14 protein-coding genes are annotated in these 16,811 nt (G+C 57.3%); 8 read left to right on the top strand and 6 right to left on the bottom strand.

Translation table 11 applies throughout. From position 1 onward, the window contains the following. Nucleotides 1-13: 13 nt before the first annotated feature. The 4 genes from sdhA to KOE80_RS05890 all read right to left on the bottom strand — a co-directional run bounded on the left by sdhA (nt 14) and on the right by KOE80_RS05890 (nt 3,474). Nucleotides 14-1,792 carry a succinate dehydrogenase flavoprotein subunit gene (gene sdhA / locus KOE80_RS05905; protein ID WP_042484142.1) on the bottom strand — a complete coding sequence of 593 codons (1,779 nt, stop codon included), beginning with the start codon at nt 1,790-1,792 and terminating at the stop codon, nt 14-16. Nucleotides 1,793-1,795: 3 nt separating this feature from the next. Beyond that, nucleotides 1,796-2,179, bottom strand: coding sequence for a succinate dehydrogenase, hydrophobic membrane anchor protein (sdhD, locus tag KOE80_RS05900; RefSeq protein WP_003802535.1), 384 nt, complete (start codon nt 2,177-2,179; stop codon nt 1,796-1,798). Further along, nucleotides 2,179-2,592, bottom strand: coding sequence for a succinate dehydrogenase, cytochrome b556 subunit (gene sdhC, locus KOE80_RS05895; protein ID WP_009457694.1), 414 nt, complete (start codon nt 2,590-2,592; stop codon nt 2,179-2,181). Before sdhC ends, sdhD begins: the two co-directional genes overlap by 1 nt. A 102-nt stretch (nt 2,593-2,694) precedes the next feature. After that, nucleotides 2,695-3,474: a GntR family transcriptional regulator gene (locus tag KOE80_RS05890; protein WP_373862629.1), complete on the bottom strand. Its 780-nt coding sequence runs from the start codon at nt 3,472-3,474 to the stop codon at nt 2,695-2,697. A 280-nt stretch (nt 3,475-3,754) separates the two neighbouring features. Between KOE80_RS05890 and KOE80_RS05885 the strand changes: the two genes are divergently transcribed. Then, nucleotides 3,755-4,744: a malate dehydrogenase gene (locus tag KOE80_RS05885; protein WP_042484133.1), complete on the top strand. Its 990-nt coding sequence runs from the start codon at nt 3,755-3,757 to the stop codon at nt 4,742-4,744. A 231-nt stretch (nt 4,745-4,975) separates the two neighbouring features. On the opposite strand, the gene KOE80_RS05880 is transcribed toward KOE80_RS05885, so the two are convergent. Continuing rightward, on the bottom strand, nt 4,976-5,791 hold the full coding sequence (locus KOE80_RS05880) for a helix-turn-helix transcriptional regulator (RefSeq protein ID WP_226348612.1): 816 nt from the start codon (nt 5,789-5,791) through the stop codon (nt 4,976-4,978). A gap of 101 nt (nt 5,792-5,892) precedes the next feature. Between KOE80_RS05880 and KOE80_RS05875 the strand changes: the two genes are divergently transcribed. Continuing rightward, complete coding sequence (locus tag KOE80_RS05875; protein ID WP_226348611.1) at nt 5,893-7,341, top strand: MFS transporter; 1,449 nt, start codon at nt 5,893-5,895, stop codon at nt 7,339-7,341. A gap of 67 nt (nt 7,342-7,408) precedes the next feature. On the opposite strand, the gene prpR is transcribed toward KOE80_RS05875, so the two are convergent. Beyond that, on the bottom strand, nt 7,409-9,322 hold the full coding sequence (prpR, locus tag KOE80_RS05870) for a propionate catabolism operon regulatory protein PrpR (RefSeq protein ID WP_226348610.1): 1,914 nt from the start codon (nt 9,320-9,322) through the stop codon (nt 7,409-7,411). Between the two features lie 255 nt (nt 9,323-9,577). Between prpR and prpB the strand changes: the two genes are divergently transcribed. From prpB to KOE80_RS05840, 6 genes are all read left to right on the top strand, one after another. Further along, entirely contained in the window at nt 9,578-10,477 is a 900-nt protein-coding gene (gene prpB, locus KOE80_RS05865) for a methylisocitrate lyase (protein ID WP_026484284.1), read from the top strand. Nucleotides 10,478-10,581: 104 nt separating this feature from the next. Continuing rightward, nucleotides 10,582-11,745 carry a 2-methylcitrate synthase gene (gene prpC, locus KOE80_RS05860; RefSeq protein ID WP_009457712.1) on the top strand — a complete coding sequence of 388 codons (1,164 nt, stop codon included), beginning with the start codon at nt 10,582-10,584 and terminating at the stop codon, nt 11,743-11,745. Nucleotides 11,746-11,835: 90 nt separating this feature from the next. Beyond that, on the top strand, nt 11,836-12,237 hold the full coding sequence (locus KOE80_RS05855) for a hypothetical protein (RefSeq protein ID WP_035270831.1): 402 nt from the start codon (nt 11,836-11,838) through the stop codon (nt 12,235-12,237). An 11-nt stretch (nt 12,238-12,248) separates the two neighbouring features. Continuing rightward, complete coding sequence (locus tag KOE80_RS05850; protein ID WP_009457716.1) at nt 12,249-12,524, top strand: GNAT family N-acetyltransferase; 276 nt, start codon at nt 12,249-12,251, stop codon at nt 12,522-12,524. 139 nt (nt 12,525-12,663) lie between these two features. Then, nucleotides 12,664-15,249 (top strand): bifunctional aconitate hydratase 2/2-methylisocitrate dehydratase, encoded by a 2,586-nt coding sequence (acnB, locus tag KOE80_RS05845; RefSeq protein WP_022983544.1) that lies wholly within the window; start codon nt 12,664-12,666, stop codon nt 15,247-15,249. Nucleotides 15,250-15,573: 324 nt separating this feature from the next. Beyond that, on the top strand, nt 15,574-16,740 hold the full coding sequence (locus tag KOE80_RS05840; RefSeq protein WP_009457721.1) for a TRAP transporter substrate-binding protein: 1,167 nt from the start codon (nt 15,574-15,576) through the stop codon (nt 16,738-16,740). Nucleotides 16,741-16,811: the final 71 nt, after the last annotated feature.

Below are 16,811 nucleotides of genomic sequence, written 5' to 3'. Positions count from 1 at the left end.
GTCTGTATCCTGCTTAGAAAGTCCGGGCCTTGGGCGGAATCGTTTCGGCTGTCAGAGGCTTCATCTGGACAGGCTTGTACTCCAGACGGCTGCCTTCCGAGAACCACAAGGTGTGACGCAGCCAGTTTTCGTCGTCACGTTCTGGGTGGTCGTTCAGGGCATGAGCACCGCGACTTTCAGTACGATTGGCGGCCGACTTCGTGGTGGCACGAGCCACTTCGATCATGTTGGCCACTTCCAGAGCTTCAATACGGGCAGTATTGAACACTTTGGACTTGTCTTTGAAGTAAATGTCCTTGACTTCGGGAACCAGGGATTCGATCTGGTCGACACCCTTGTGCAGCAGATCCAGGGTACGGAACACACCGCAGTGAGCCTGCATGGCCACACGAATCTTGTTGCCCACGTCCTGTGCCTTTTCGCCCGATGTGCGGGATTCCAGACGGTTGACGCGGTCCAGCGAGTACTCGATGGAGGACTCGTTGATTTCCTGGTGAGAGTGTGTTTTCTCGGGGTGCGAATCCACAATGTGGTTGCCCGCAGCGCGACCGAACACGATCAGATCCAGCAGGGAGTTCGTACCCAGACGGTTGGCACCGTGCACAGACGTAGCGGCACATTCACCGATGGCGTACAGACCGTTGACGATCTTGTTCTCGCCCGTTGGCGTTTGGGTCACAACCTGACCGTAGTAGTTCGTGGGGATACCGCCCATCTGGTAGTGGATGGTTGGAACCACAGGGATTGGGTCTTTGATCGGGTCCACGTTACCGAACTTGATCGCGATTTCGCGAATCGAGGGCAGACGTTTCTTGATGACGTCAGCACCCAGGTGATCCAGTTTCAGAACCACGTAGCTGCCATCGCCACAACCGCGACCTTCCTTGATTTCCTGGTCCATGGAGCGGGACACGAAGTCACGTGGGGCCAAGTCTTTCAGGGTGGGAGCGTAACGCTCCATGAAGCGCTCGCCGTCTTTATTCAGCAAGATACCGCCTTCACCGCGTACGCCTTCGGTAATCAGCACGCCAGCACCGGCAACGCCAGTGGGGTGGAATTGCCAGAATTCCATGTCTTGCAAAGGCAGACCGGCACGCGCAGCCATACCCAGGCCGTCACCGGTGTTGATGAAGGCGTTGGTGGAAGCAGCCCAGATACGGCCAGCACCACCGGTAGCCAGCACCACGCGCTTGCCTTCCAGAACGTAGATTTCGCCGGTTTCCATTTCCAGAGCGGTTACGCCCAGAACGTCGCCAGCTTCGTTACGCAGCAGATCCAGAGCCATCCATTCCACGAAGAACTGGGTACGGGCAGCTACGTTACGCTGGTACAGGGTGTGCAGCATGGCGTGACCAGTACGGTCAGCAGCGGCACAGGCACGTTGAACAGGTTTTTCACCGAAGTTGGCGGTGTGACCACCAAATGGACGCTGGTAAATCGTGCCGTCCTGGTTACGGTCAAACGGCATACCGAAGTGCTCAAGCTCGTACACAGCGTGTGGAGCTTCACGGCACATGAATTCGATGGCGTCCTGGTCGCCCAGCCAGTCCGAACCTTTAACGGTGTCGTACATGTGCCAGTACCAGTGGTCCTCGCTCATGTTGCCCAGGGAGGCACTGACGCCACCTTGAGCCGCCACGGTATGGGAGCGGGTTGGGAACACCTTGCTGAGCACGGCCACGGACAAGCCGGCCTGAGCCAATTGCAGGGAACAACGCATACCGGCGCCACCGGCACCGACCACCACTACGTCAAACTGACGGCGGGGCAAAGATTTTGTGATGGAAGCCACGGTTTAGAGACTCCAGATAATTTTTGCAAAAAAGACGACACTGGCGACCAGCCACAGCAAGGTCAACACTTGCAGGAACAAGCGCAGACCAGCGGGCTTGACGTAGTCCATCCAGATGTCACGCACACCAATCCAGGCGTGCCAGGACAAAGACAGGAAGAACAAGGTTGCCAGCAACTGACCCAAAGGCAGGGAGCCGACCGTGAACGAGAACAGGCCGCGCCAGGTCTCGAAATTCAGTTCACTGCTAAACAGGATGCCGCCGATGATGACCAAGGTGTAGATGGCCATGATGACTGCGGTGACACGCTGTGCCAGAAAGTCCAAGGTACCGTAGTGGGCACCCACTACCAGGCGGTTTGCGCCAATGCGCTCACGATTTGCCATTACCACACCCCAAACAGTTTCAAACCAAACACAACGGTCAGCGCCAGGCTGACCCCGAACACCATACCGGCCGACTTCTTGGCGGACTCTTTGTCGTTACCCAGGTGCAGGTCCAGTGCCAGATAGCGGATACCGGCACAGAAGTGGTGCAGGTAGCCCCAGATCAGGACCAGAAGGATCAGCTTACAGACAGGGTTGTCGACGTAGCTGCGCAAGGTCTCGAAGGACTCTGGAGAGCTGACGCTCAAAGAGAACAGTGGCAATAGAACGAGCGGCAGGCAAAGAAACAGCAATGCACCACTGACACGATGCAAAATCGACGATTTTGCAGCCAGGGGCAAGCGGTAGCTCAATATCTGCGGCACGCTGATATTGCGATACTGCGGACGCTGCTTGGGTGCGGTATCAGACATGATGGCCTCGAAGTAGATAAAAAAAAGTCATAAAATTTTTAACCTTGGTATTTTCACCTATTTGACACTACGGTGCAGTATCAAATACCGTATGCCGCCGCACTAGCTGAGCGTGTTTCGGTAATGGAAGCGCTCAGTCAGGTACAAGCCCCGGCGCAACTCCATCGGTCGGTCACCATAGGTATAGGACACGCGTTCCACGTGCAGGAGCGGCGAACCAGCTTCCACCTGCAAGACCGAGGCGGCCTCGTCAGTGGCGCTGACAGCACCGATCTTTTCATCGGCGCGCACCATGCTCACGCCAAACTTGCTCTCGAACCAGGCGTACATCGGGCCCTTGTTTTGCTCGACGGCTTCCAGGGTCAGACCCTTGAAGACGGAGCCGGGCAACCAGATATCGTCATAAATGGTCGGGACCTGATCAAAAGACAGAACCCGGCGCAGATTCACCACCATGTCGGAAGTGCGCAAGTCCAGCAGTACGGCAACATCCGTTGGCGCTTTCATGCGGCGCACATCCAGGATACGGCTTTGGGAAGCAACGGGCTTGCCATCGTCCGGGGCCAGGCGCAAAAAACGAAAGCGCACACGAGCCTCGTGATGGGTGGCCACAAAGGTGCCTTTGCCCTGGCGACGAATCAGGAGGTTGTCGGCGGCCAGCTCATCAATGGCTTTGCGCACCGTGCCCTGGCTGACCTGAAAACGGGCGGCCAGTTCCAGTTCACTGGGGATGGCCTCGCCAGGTTTCCACTCGCCACGATCCAGCCCCTGCAGCAACAAAGCCTTGATCTGTTGATACAGAGGGCTATAGGCCGCGCTAGGAGCGGATTTTTCGATTTCCTGGGTGCGTAGCGGCGGCACGTTATCAGACATGGGGCTCATAAAAAATGCGCGATCTATACAGCCTGCGGCGCGCATTTGTTCATAAAATAGACAGTGCACTAATTTTCGCATGACCGGCCCCGAATGTCTAACGCTCTTATGTCTTATATAAGATATAAGACGTTTGACGGCGCTATCGTTTTGGTCTAGTCTGCGCAGTGAAAAAAGAGGCTTTTCCTCTTGCGAAAAACCGTTTTCCACGCCAGCCGCCCGGTCTGCAAAAGATTTAAACTGTGTTTTTCGTCACCGTCTTCAAACCCAAAAACGGAGTCTTACTCTCATGTCCAAACCCGCAATGCGCGTCGCCGTTACCGGCGCTGCTGGCCAGATTGGCTACGCCCTGCTGTTTCGCATCGCTTCTGGCGAAATGCTGGGCAAAGACCAGCCTGTAATCCTGCAGTTGCTGGAACTCGCCGACGAGAAAGCCCAAAAGGCCCTGAAAGGCGTCATGATGGAACTGGACGACTGCGCCTTCCCGCTGCTGCAAGGCATGTCCGCCCACAGCGACCCTGAAACCGCCTTCAAGGATGTTGATATCGCCCTGCTGGTCGGTGCCCGTCCTCGCGGCCCAGGCATGGAACGTAAAGATTTGCTGGCCTTCAACGCCCAGATCTTTACTGCACAAGGCCGTGCCCTGAACAAAGTGGCCAGCCGTGACGTGAAAGTGCTGGTAGTCGGCAACCCTGCCAACACCAACGCCTACATTGCCATGAAGTCCGCTCCTGATCTGCCAGCAAAGAACTTCACCGCCATGCTGCGTCTGGACCACAACCGCGCCCTGTCGCAGTTGGCCACCAAGTCCGGCAAGGCTGTTGCTGACATCGAGAACCTGATTGTTTGGGGCAACCACTCGCCCACCATGTACCCTGACACCCGCTTCGCTACCGTGAACGGCGAGAAGATCGACGCGATCATCAACGATCAGGCCTGGAACCGCGAAACCTTCATCCCCACCGTGGGCAAACGTGGCGCCGCCATTATCGAAGCCCGTGGCCTGTCCTCGGCTGCTTCGGCTGCCAACGCGGCCATCGACCACGTGCGTGACTGGGTCCTGGGTTCCAATGGCAAATGGGTCACCATGGGTGTTCCTTCGGACGGCTCCTACGGCATTCCTGAAGGCATCATCTACGGCGTGCCTGTGACCACCGAAAACGGTGAGTACAAGCGTGTTGAAGGCCTGGAAATCGACGCCTTCTCGCGTGAGCGCATGGACCACACCCTGAACGAGCTGCTGGAAGAGCGCGACGGTGTGAAAGACCTGCTGGGCTAATTAAGCCGCCAGTGTCTGCAATCCCCGCCTGATCGGCGGGGATTTTTTTTGCCTGGTGCCTACCGCCTGATGGGTGAGACCTGACGCTTGATCTCTAACGCCTGCTGCTCGATGCTTAGTGCTTGATGCTGAATGCTGAATGCTGGAACTCAACACGTAAAACCAGGATCTTGCTATTAACATCACGGCAGTACTGAGCACTCACTTGCGTTCTACAAGCTCTGCACAATACTAGCGTGAACTGCCCCCATCGCCTTGACCTTGCTGCAAAGGCGGCACATACACCACCATACGCAAATGCCGACTCTCATCAATGATGAGCGAGGTCTGCTCAAACTCGCGCAACTCTCCATCTACAAGCAATGTGCGTAGCGCACCGCAAGGCGGATGTACATCATGTTGCTCCCACCACAGTTTGAACTCCGGTGATACGCGTTTGAGCTCATTGGCCAGTTCATGAATGTCCGTACCGTCTGTGGCCCGAGCAAAGTCGCGACGAAAACTGGACAACATCTCCAGCGCCTGCGATTCCCAGGGCACGAAGCGTGTGTGCAAAGCGGGATTCGTAAACATCTGCCATAGAAGATTGCGCTGCCCATCGGGATACGCCCCCAAGTCCAGCAAATCATCCGCCAAGGCATTAAAGCCCAGGACATCCCAACGTAAATTCAAGACAAAAGCCGGATGAGGCAAGTCGTGCATCAAGCGCCGCACCAACGGCGGCAAGACGCACCAGGTAATTCCTGGCTCGGCAGGCAGGCGCTCATGCGCCAGCAAAAACAAGTGCCTACGTTCGGCCGCATCCAGTTTCAGAACCCGCGCCAAATTGTCCAGAAAACTGGCCGACACCCCAATATCACGCCCTTGCTCCAACCAGGTGTACCAGGTCAGCCCCACTCCTGCCAAAGCGGCCACTTCCTCACGGCGCAGCCCCGGCGTACGACGACGCCCACCACTGGGCAAACCCACCTCCTCCGGCAAGAGGCGTTCACGGCATGCACGCAAGAAGGCTGCCAGATCCGGGCGCGTTCGTTCCAGCGTTCTCATGATTCAAGACCCCATTGCTTTAAGTAATAGCATAAACAGTTAAATTGTAATTGCTTAAAAAGAATTCAAGAATACACGGGTTTCTACCTCAAACAAGCATCATGAACTCCAAGCCGCATTCCCCAAACACTCACGCAGCCTCCACAAACACCCCGCCCTGGCTGGGCCTGTCCGTGCTACTTCTGGCGGGTTTCGTCACCATTTTTGACCTGTTCGTCGTCAATGTCGCTATTCCCAATATTCAGAGCCAACTTGGCGCCAGCTTTAGTCAGATCGGCTTTATCGTGGCGGGCTACGAACTGGCTTTTGGCGTACTGCTGATTACAGGAGGACGGCTGGGCGATTTATTTGGCCGACGCAAGCTCTTTATCATCGGCATGGCAGGCTTTACGCTCGCCTCTGCCCTATGCGGTCTGGCGCCCAATGCTTTTTTTCTGATTATTGCCAGGGTATTGCAGGGCCTGGCTGCCGCCCTGCTCTTCCCCCAGGTCTATGCTTCCATTCGGGTGAACTTTGACGGCGATAACAGCCGTCGCGCCTTCGGCCTGCTGGGCATGACGCTGGGGCTGGCCGCTATTGCCGGACAGGTCCTGGGAGGCTGGCTGATTCACGCCGATCTGTTTGACCTGGGCTGGCGCAACATCTTTCTGATCAATATCCCGATTGGTCTACTGGCGATTGCGGCAGCGCGCTACATTCCTGAAACTCGCGGCCCTCAAAACCAGGGACTGGACGGCACAGGCGTCATTCTGATCAGTCTGAGCCTCAGCCTGTTACTGATCCCTATCATCCAAAGCTCGGAGCATGGCTGGCCCCTTGCCAGCCTGACGAGTCTGGCTGCCTCTCTTGTCTTGCTGTTTGCTTTTTATCGGCACCAGCAAAGACGGCGACGCATCGGATATTTGCCCTTGGTCGATATGCAACTGCTGGCGCAACCCCGCTTTGCTCTGGGCGCCCTGCTGGTCTTGCTGGTGTACTCCACCGCCAGCTCTTTCTTTCTCTGTTTTGCCCTGTTGCTGCAAAGCGGCTTTGGCTTAAGTCCTTTCCACGCAGGTAGTATTTTTGCCCCCGCCAGCGTGGGGTTTATTGCCGCCTCTCTCTACGCGCCACGTCTTGTCACCCGCTACGGCACCCAGGCTATTACAACGGGAGCAATAGGCTACGCCCTCTCCTTTGCCTGGCTAATCGGCCAAGTGGCTTGGGCAGGCCCACAACTGGAGCCCGCCCACCTGATTCCTGCCTTGATTTTCCTGGGGGCCAGCCAAGGCCTGATCATGACGCCCTTACTGAATCTGATACTAGGCTTTATCGACGAGACTCAAGCTGGCATGGCCTCGGGTGTGATCTCCAGCATTCAGCAAATTGGTGCCGCTCTCGGGGTTGCCGTGGTCGGCTTCCTGTTTAATGCCGGACGAAACGCAGGCAGCGCCGCCCTGAGCCAGGCTGAGCACTATGTTTCTGCCTTTGGCATGGGGCTGACGTACAACCTGGTGGCCTCCTTGCTGGTCAGCCTGCTTTTGATAGCGTTCAGCAGAATCAGTCGGCACTAAAACCAGCCTTGAAGGAAACGGCGACGTATGGGCTTTGCTTGAGCCCCAAGGAGTATTGACGAGCCCATCAACCTTTACGCAACTTCCGCCACAACGTACTGCGGCTGATCCCCAGTTGCTGGGCTGCAAGAGCACGGTTACCGCCACACTCTTCCAGCACCTTGGCCAGATGCTCCTGCTCGCTGCGCTCTTGCTGATCACGCAGCGCAGGCATAGCGGGCTCTGCCACCACTGCCCGCAGCTCCGGCGCAATATCTTCCAGTACCACAGCCTGATCGCCTTGCACTGTGCCCAGGACCATCAAGCGTTCGATCAGGTTTTCCAACTCACGGATATTGCCGGGCCAGGTGTAGTGACGGCCCAGTTCCAGCAGCTCGGTCAGCCAATCCGGGTTGAGCGTTACAGCCCCACCCAGACGTTGAGCCACTTTTGCCAGGAGATGCTCCACCAGTTCTGGCAAATCCTGTGTGCGCAAACGCAAAGGCGGCAAGCGCAGCACCAGAATATTCAGGCGATAAAACAGGTCCTGACGGAACACACCTTCTTTAACCTGCGCGGCCAGATCGCGGTGAGTGGCCGCAATCACGCGCACATCGACTGGCGTTGGCTCAATCGCCCCGATACGCAGGACTTCTTTTTCTTGCAGCACCCGTAGCAAACGGGTTTGCAGTGGCAAGGGCATTTCCCCGATCTCGTCCAGAAACAAGGTGCCGGTGTGAGCCGCTTCCACCAGCCCTACTTTGCCGCCCCGGCTGGAGCCTGTGAAGGCGCCTTCCACATAACCGAACAGTTCGCTTTCCAACAGGCTGTCAGGGAAAGCCGCGCAGTTCACGGCCACAAAGGGTTGCGCGCGTCTGGCGCTGGCGCTGTGAATGCCTTGGGCCAGCAACTCCTTACCCGTACCGCTTTCACCAATGATCAAGGTCGTCGCTGTGCTTTGCGCACAAGCCTGAGCCTGAGCACGCAGCTTGCGCATGGGCGAGCTCTGTCCCACCAGATCAGACAGCTCGTACCGGGCATGACGCGATACCGCTTGCTGACTGCGGGAACGCAAGCTGCGGTCCAGTCGTTGAATCGCGGCCGGGTCCTGGCAGAGCAACACCGCCCCGCTCAAGCGCCCCTGCTCCAGAATCGGCATGCGGGTGACAATCGCGGTACGGCCACCCACTTGTTGCACCGTATCCAACTGCACGTCCAGACTGCGCAGCGTGCCGGCCAGATCCAGCTCGGGATACAAGGAACCCAAGCGACGGCCAATCATGGCTTGGGCCGGTTGGCCCAACCAGGCTTCCATCGCCGGGTTCACCGTTTCAATCCGCTCGTCCCTGTCCACTGACACCACGCCGTCACGCAACTGCGCCAGAATCGTATTCAAGCGATCCCGGCGAGCAGCCTCAGCGCGAGCCACACGAGCCAGTTCGATAGCGGATTCCAGAGCCTGTCGCACCGCTCCTTGTGAATACAGCAACACGCCTTCCATCTGATTCTCGCGCGCCAGATCCACCACCAGACCGGGTGCCAGCACCCACTCCACTCCCAACTCTTTCAAATCCTGGACACAGCTACGGGCGTCGGATTCACTGCGATAGCTACGTAGCTCCACAGGCAGATCAAAACGCTGCACGAACTCCAGCAGCTCCAGCGGCATTTCGCCATAGGTCACCACGGCTTTGCGCTCTGCCTGTGCCGAGGCCAGGCTGCCCATAATGTCGAAGCCACCGGGATGGACCAACACCACCGGCAAGTCCAGATGTTCGCGCAAATAACTGCCGTTGGAACCGGCAGACACCAGCACGTCAATTTCGCCTGTTTGTCGTAAAACCTGCACGGCCTCCACGGCCTCTCCATAGGCCTTGTCCACAATCAGTATTTCGGCCTGAGCGCGAAACTGCGGCACCAGCTCTTCCAATAGAGAACGCAGTCCATGCAGGCCAAAAGCTACCAGACGCAGACGCGCAGGCGGGGAGGAAGGATAAGGCATATGGTTTCACCCGGGCTTCAATAATGCGACACTGTTTCAAATTACGTTTCAATATTGAAACACAAAACAGGAAAAGACAATATTCCTGGAAGGGAGCGACGACATCACACCACGCGAGAAATTCCCGCCTCCTCTGGGTTCAGGCTCTTCATCGCTCCCCATATTTGAACTTGGCACAGCATTTGCTTTAGTAGAACCAACCCATCGCAGCACTACGCTGACGACATTTTTATATCTTGTGATCTGGAGCCCCAAATGAGCCAAAACCAACTGACATCGGCAGGCGCCCGTTTCCGCCAGGCCCTGCGTGAAGAACAGCCTTTGCAAATCATCGGCGCCATCAACGCCAACCACGCTTTGCTGGCCCAACGCGCCGGCTACCGCGCCATCTACTTGTCGGGTGGCGGTGTCGCGGCTGGCTCTTTGGGCTTGCCTGATCTGGGCATCAACACGCTGGACGACGTGCTGACCGACATTCGCCGCATTACCGATGTATGCGATCTGCCATTGATGGTGGACATTGATACCGGCTTTGGCGCTTCCGCCTTCAACATTGCTCGCACGATCAAAAGCCTGATCAAGTTCGGCGCTGCCGCTTGCCACATTGAAGACCAGGTTGGCGCCAAGCGTTGCGGTCACCGCCCCGGCAAAGAAATCGTCAGCACCGGTGAAATGGCCGACCGCGTGAAAGCCGCTGTTGACGCCCGTACCGATCCCGAGTTCTTCATCATGGCTCGTACAGACGCGATTGCCGTCGAAGGCGTGGACGCTGCTCTGGAACGTGCCCAGGCTTGCGTGGAAGCAGGTGCAGACGGCATTTTTGCTGAAGCCTGCTACGACCTGGACACCTACCGCCGCTTTACCGAAACCCTGAATGTGCCTGTGCTGGCCAACATTACCGAGTTCGGTCAAACCCCATTGTTCACGGTGGAAGAGCTGGCTTCGGCCAATGTCGCCATGGTGCTCTACCCTCTATCTGCCTTCCGCGCCATGAACAAGGCCGCCGAAACTGTCTACCAGGCGATCCGTCGTGACGGACATCAAAAAAATGTCATCGATTTGATGCAGACTCGTGAAGAACTGTACGATCGTATCGGCTACCATGCTTACGAGCAAAGCCTCGACAAGCTGTTCCAGAAAAACAAGAAGTCCTGAGCCACCACAGGCTCCCGCCCGGCCCGTGATCAGGGCCGTCGCGCGGGTAAAACCCCATTCAGCAGCCAGCCTCGTGCTGGCTGCCCAGCAACCAGGAGACCTTTATGAGCAGTACTGAGAACACCCCTAGCACTGGCTTCAAGCCCAAGAAATCTGTTGCCCTGTCTGGCGTTGTTGCAGGCAATACCGCCTTGTGCACGGTCGGTCGCAGTGGCAATGATCTGCACTACCGCGGCTACGATATCTTGGACCTGGCCCAGGCTTGCGAATTTGAAGAAGTGGCTCATTTGCTGATCCACGGCAAACTGCCCAACCGCGACGAACTGCGCGCGTACAAACAAAAGCTCAAGCGTCTGCGTGGCCTGCCTCTGGCCCTGCAAACCGCGCTGGAAACCCTACCTGCCCACAGCCACCCCATGGACGTGATGCGTACTGCCGTGTCGGTTCTGGGCTGCGTGCTGCCTGAAAAAGACGACCACAACCTGCCCGACGCACGCGACATCGCCGACCGTCTGATGGCTTGCCTGGGTTCGGCCCTGCTGTACTGGTACCACTACAGCCACAACGGCGAGATGATCGACGTACAGACCGACGACGACAGTATCGGCGCGCACTTCCTGCACCTGTTGCATGGCGAGAAGCCATCGGCCGAGTGGGAAAAAGCCATGCACGTCTCGCTGAACCTGTACGCCGAGCACGAGTTCAACGCCTCCACCTTTACCAGCCGCGTTATTGCCGGTACAGGTTCGGACTTCTACTCCGCGATTGCCGGTGCGATCGGCGCCCTGCGCGGTCCCAAGCACGGCGGTGCCAACGAAGTGGCTTTTGAAATCCAGAAGCGCTACGAGAACCCCGATCAGGCTGAAGAAGACATCCGCAAGCGCGTGGAAAACAAGGAAGTCATTATTGGCTTCGGTCACCCTGTCTACACCATCTCCGACCCACGCAACGAAGTAATCAAATCGGTGGCCAAAGAGCTGGCCGTGGCCGATGGCAACACCCGCATGTTCGACATTGCCGAACGCCTGGAAAGCGTGATGTGGGAAGTGAAGAAAATGTTCCCCAACCTGGACTGGTTCTCGGCCGTGTCCTACCACACCATGGGTGTCCCTACTGCCATGTTCACGCCTTTGTTCGTGATCGCGCGTACGGCTGGCTGGGCGGCTCACATCATTGAGCAGCGCGTGGACAACAAGATTATTCGTCCTACCGCCAACTATATCGGCCCTGAAAACCAGAGCTTTGTGCCTCTGGATCAGCGCCCATAAGTCACAGATCCTGGGCTATTATTTGCCTGTGATCTAACCCACACGGCCCCGCTGCATTGCGCACGCGGGGCCGTCTTGCTGGTGACTTCCATGCTCTCTGAATTTGTACGCTACGCCCTGCCGCTGGCCGGCACCTTGATGATTGCCTGTGCCTTGACCAGTCTGGTCTCCGGCGCTTATTTACTGCTTTTCAATCTGCGCCGCAGCAACCAGGTGTTGCGTCACCCTTATCTGGATCAGTACCCCTGGGAAAAACTCAGTTTTTCGCTGAAGGCAGGCGTACTGCTGGATTATTTTTTACGTCTGAATTTCCCCAAACGCCAAAACTCGCTGTTTGGCAATGCCAACCGGCTACTCAAGCACGTGCAACCCGATGATGTCCCCATGGGCATCAAATGGCCCCTGATGGGGCTGTGGGGCGGCTGCTTTCTGGGCATGATCGCCATGCTGGCTGTTTGGATTCTGATCGCCCTGCACTCCAACCCCACTTGAAGGAGTCTGCCATGACTACCGAGATCCACCACGACCCGCAAGCGCGTCTGTTTTACTGCGACATTGAAAACCGCCGCAGCGTGATCGAATACGAACTGGACGATGCTGTCATGAGCATCACCCACACCCGTGTGCCGCCCGAGCTGGAAGGCCGCGGCATTGCGGGGCAACTGACCCGCTTCGCATTGGAAACGGCAAAAAACCAACAGTGGAAAGTGCGCCCCGTTTGCAGCTATGCCGTGGTCTATTTCCGCCGCCACCCTGAATACGCCGACTTGCTGGCCTGAGCCCGGCAATATTCAGGTTTCCGTAAGTCTTATATAAGATATAAGACCATTGCTTCGCTGCGCGCTTCAAATTACAATTGGGGCAACACGCGATTTATTGCATTTTCATATCAACCATTTACCGATAGGCACCCGCACTATGCTGGACTCTTACCGCGAACATGTTGCCGAGCGCGCTGCTCTGGGCATTCCCCCGCTGCCTTTGTCGGCTCAGCAAACCGCCGAGCTGATCGAGCTCATCAAGAACCCACCTGCCGGTGAGGAAGCATTTCTGGTCGACCTGCTGACGCACCGCGTCCCCGCCGGTGTGGACGATGCTGCCAAAGTGAAAGCCTCCTACCTGGCCGCCATCGCGCTGGGCACAGAAACCTGTGCTTTGATCAGCCGCGAGCGTGCCACTGAGCTGCTGGGAACCATGCTGGGTGGCTACAACATCAGCCCGCTGATCGATCTGCTGGATTCGCCCGAACTGGGCCAGATCGCCGCCAACGGCCTGAAAAACACCCTGTTGATGTTTGACTCTTTCCACGACGTTCAGGAAAAAGCCGAAAAGGGCAATGCCTTTGCAAAAGAAGTGCTGCAAAGCTGGGCCGACGGCGAGTGGTTCACCAGCCGTCCTGAAGTTCCAGAAAGCCTGACCGTGACCGTTTTCAAAGTCACCGGCGAGACCAACACGGACGATCTGTCCCCCGCCCCTGACGCCTGGAGCCGCCCGGACATTCCGCTGCACGCTCTGGCCATGCTGAAGAACCCGCGCCCAGGTATCGAACCTGAAGAGCCCGGCAAGAAAGGTCCTGTCAGCTTTATCGAATCCCTGAAAGAAAAAGGCCACCTGGTTGCCTACGTGGGCGACGTGGTCGGTACCGGTTCTTCGCGTAAATCGGCCACCAACTCCGTGTTGTGGTTCACCGGCGAAGACATTCCTTTCGTTCCCAACAAGCGCTTTGGTGGCGTGTGTCTGGGCAGCAAGATTGCTCCTATCTTCTACAACACCATGGAAGATGCCGGCGCTTTGCCTATCGAACTGGACGTTTCCAAAATGGAAATGGGCGACGTGGTGGAACTGCGTCCCTACGAAGGCAAGGCCTTCAAGAATGGCGAACTGATCTCCGAATTCCAGGTCAAGTCCGACGTCCTGTTTGACGAAGTGCGCGCCGGTGGCCGTATTCCCCTGATCATTGGCCGTGGCCTGACCACCCGTGCTCGCGAAGCACTGGGTCTGCCCCCAACCACCCTGTTCCGCCTGCCACAAAGCCCTGCCGACTCCGGTAAAGGCTTCTCCCTGGCCCAGAAGATGGTTGGCCGTGCTTGCGGTCTGCCTGAAGGCCAGGGCGTGCGTCCCGGTACCTACTGCGAACCACGCATGACCACCGTTGGTAGCCAGGACACCACGGGCCCAATGACTCGCGACGAACTGAAAGACTTGGCTTGCCTGGGCTTCTCGTCCGATCTGGTGATGCAGTCCTTCTGCCACACCGCTGCTTACCCCAAACCTGTTGACGTTAAAACTCACCACGAACTGCCTGCTTTCATCAGCACACGCGGTGGTGTGTCCCTGCGTCCAGGCGACGGTATCATCCACTCCTGGCTGAACCGCATGTTGTTGCCCGATACCGTGGGCACTGGCGGCGACTCGCACACCCGTTTCCCTATCGGCATCAGCTTCCCCGCTGGTTCCGGTCTGGTGGCCTTTGCCGCTGCTACCGGTGTGATGCCTCTGGACATGCCAGAATCCGTGCTGGTGCGCTTCAAGGGCGAAATGCAGCCCGGCGTCACCCTGCGTGACCTGGTTAACGCCATTCCTCTGTACGCCATCAAGCAAGGCTTGCTGACCGTCGAGAAAGCCGGCAAGAAGAACATCTTCTCCGGTCGCATTCTGGAAATCGAAGGTCTGCCCAACCTGAAGATCGAACAGGCTTTCGAGCTGTCCGACGCTTCGGCCGAGCGCTCCGCTGCTGCATGTACCGTGCGCCTGAGCAAAGAGCCCATCATCGAATACCTGAACAGCAACATCACGCTGCTCAAGTGGATGATTGCCAATGGCTACGAAGACGAGCGCACTATCTCCCGTCGTATCAAGGGCATGGAAGCCTGGCTGGCCAACCCGGAACTGCTGGAGCCCGATGCAGACGCTGAATACGCTGCTGTTATCGATATCGATCTGGCTGAAATTCACGAACCTATCGTGGCTTGCCCGAACGACCCAGACGACGTGAAGACGCTGTCCGACGTGTCCGGCACCGTGATCGACGAAGTGTTTATCGGTAGCTGCATGACCAACATCGGTCACTTCCGTGCTGCCTCCAAGCTGCTGGAAGGCAAGCGCGACATTCCAACCCGTCTGTGGGTCGCTCCTCCGACCAAGATGGACCAGCAACAGCTGAGCGAAGAAGGCCACTACGGCGTTCTGGGCGTGGCTGGTGCTCGTATGGAAATGCCCGGTTGCTCGCTGTGCATGGGTAACCAGGCACAGGTTCGCGAAGGCGCCACCGTCATGTCCACCAGCACCCGTAACTTCCCCAACCGTCTGGGCAAGAACACCAACGTGTTCCTGGGTTCGGCTGAACTGGCTGCCATCTGCTCGCGTCTGGGCCGCATCCCGACCCGCGAAGAGTACCTGGCCGACATGGGCGTTCTGCAAGCCAATAGCGAAGACATCTATCGCTACATGAACTTCGACCAGATCGAAGAGTTCAAGGAAATTGCTGACTCCGTAGGTCTGTAAGCCCTAGCGCTTGCAAAAAACGCCTTCGCCGCTTCATGCGGCGAAGGCGTTTTTCTTTGCCTGTTTGAAATGACTTCCCTCTCAAGAGGCCTGTAAAAAGCCTGTTCAGCACAGCCCACCCGTCGCTAAAGGTGCACTCACTCACGCTTATCTGCCCACGGGTATACCCCTATCATCATTGTGGTTACTCCTTATGTACGGCCAGTGTTCGAATCGCATATAAAGCTGAAAGCAAACTGAAAGAAGACTGAAATAAAGCTGAAAACACATCAGATTGCTGCAGTTTGCTCTCGAACGCTTACAGCCACTTCGGAGACACACCTCATGAGAAACAGGATCAAAAAAAGCACCGCGCCTCAAGCACAAACTGGCGCATCCCGGCGCAAGTTCCTGAGCGGTGCTGCAGCCGGCACCGCGGCTGCAGCAACGATGGGCTTTCCTGCCATCGCTCGCGCGCAGGGTCCCATCAACTTCCGCTTCCAAAGCACTTGGCCCACCGTCGACATCTTCCACGAATTCGCTCTTGATTTCGCCAAGAAGATCAACGACATGACCGGTGGAGATCTGAAAATCGAAGTTTTGCCCGCAGGGGCAGTTGTACCGGCTTTTGGCCTGCTGGATGCCGTCTCCAAGGGAACGCTGGACGGGGGCCACGGCGTGCTGGGTTACAACTACGGCAAGCAGAACGCCCTGGCCTTGTTTTCGTCAGGACCGGCCTTCGGCATGGACGCCAATATGGTCCTGGCATGGCACAAATATGGCGGTGGCAAGGAGTTGCTGGCCAAGCTTTACGATGCCATCGGTGGCAATGTGGTCTCCTTCCTGACCGGCCCGATGCCCACGCAACCGTTCGGCTGGTTCAAGAAACCCATCACCAAGACTGAAGACCTCAAGGGTCTGAAGTTCCGCACCAATGGCCTGGCTATCGACCTGTTCACTGAAATGGGCGCGGCCGTCAATGCTTTGCCGGGCGGTGAAATTGTTCCGGCACTGGACCGCGGCCTGCTCGATGGTGCGGAGTTCAATAACGCCGCCTCGGATCGCGCTCTGGGCTTTCCGGACGTGTCCAAGGTCTGCATGTTGCAAAGCTTTCACCAGGCTTCAGAAACCTTCGAGATCATGTTCAACAAGGACAAGTACAACGCCTTGCCGACACAGCTGAAGGCCATCGTCGACAACGCCGTGGAGGCCGCATCGGCCGACATGTCCTGGAAGGCGGTGGACCGTTACTCGCAGGACTACCAACGCCTGCAAAAGGAAGACGGCGTCAAATTCTACAAAACGCCCGACACCATTCTGCAGCAACAACTGGTCGTCTGGGACCAGATCGTCGCCAAGAAGGCCGAGACCAACCCCCTTTTCAAGGAAATCGACGCATCGCAACGAGCGTTCGCGGCACGCGCCATGGCGTGGGACATGGACACCAACAATAACCGCCGTATGGCCTACAACCACTACTTCGGTCGCAAGGCCCCCCAAGCCAAGAGCTGACCCCTAACGGCAATTGCACTGCGTCATCCCGTCCAGCCGGATGTGGATGACGTCTCCTTCCCCACTCCAGG

Source organism: Alcaligenes sp. 13f, from assembly GCF_020496585.1.
GTDB lineage: Bacteria > Pseudomonadota > Gammaproteobacteria > Burkholderiales > Burkholderiaceae_B > Alcaligenes > Alcaligenes phenolicus.
This window is presented reverse-complemented; position numbering and strand designations above follow the sequence as displayed.

Coding starts and splice junctions, on each gene's coding strand:
- sdhD (WP_003802535.1), bottom strand. CDS start 2,179: ATGGCAAATCGTGAGCGCATTGGCGCAAACCGCCTGGTAGTGGGTGCC.
- sdhC (WP_009457694.1), bottom strand. CDS start 2,592: ATGTCTGATACCGCACCCAAGCAGCGTCCGCAGTATCGCAATATCAGC.
- KOE80_RS05890 (WP_373862629.1), bottom strand. CDS start 3,474: ATGAGCCCCATGTCTGATAACGTGCCGCCGCTACGCACCCAGGAAATC.
- KOE80_RS05885 (WP_042484133.1), top strand. CDS start 3,755: ATGTCCAAACCCGCAATGCGCGTCGCCGTTACCGGCGCTGCTGGCCAG.
- KOE80_RS05880 (WP_226348612.1), bottom strand. CDS start 5,791: ATGAGAACGCTGGAACGAACGCGCCCGGATCTGGCAGCCTTCTTGCGT.
- KOE80_RS05875 (WP_226348611.1), top strand. CDS start 5,893: ATGAACTCCAAGCCGCATTCCCCAAACACTCACGCAGCCTCCACAAAC.
- prpR (WP_226348610.1), bottom strand. CDS start 9,322: ATGCCTTATCCTTCCTCCCCGCCTGCGCGTCTGCGTCTGGTAGCTTTT.
- prpB (WP_026484284.1), top strand. CDS start 9,578: ATGAGCCAAAACCAACTGACATCGGCAGGCGCCCGTTTCCGCCAGGCC.
- prpC (WP_009457712.1), top strand. CDS start 10,582: ATGAGCAGTACTGAGAACACCCCTAGCACTGGCTTCAAGCCCAAGAAA.
- KOE80_RS05855 (WP_035270831.1), top strand. CDS start 11,836: ATGCTCTCTGAATTTGTACGCTACGCCCTGCCGCTGGCCGGCACCTTG.
- KOE80_RS05850 (WP_009457716.1), top strand. CDS start 12,249: ATGACTACCGAGATCCACCACGACCCGCAAGCGCGTCTGTTTTACTGC.
- acnB (WP_022983544.1), top strand. CDS start 12,664: ATGCTGGACTCTTACCGCGAACATGTTGCCGAGCGCGCTGCTCTGGGC.
- KOE80_RS05840 (WP_009457721.1), top strand. CDS start 15,574: ATGAGAAACAGGATCAAAAAAAGCACCGCGCCTCAAGCACAAACTGGC.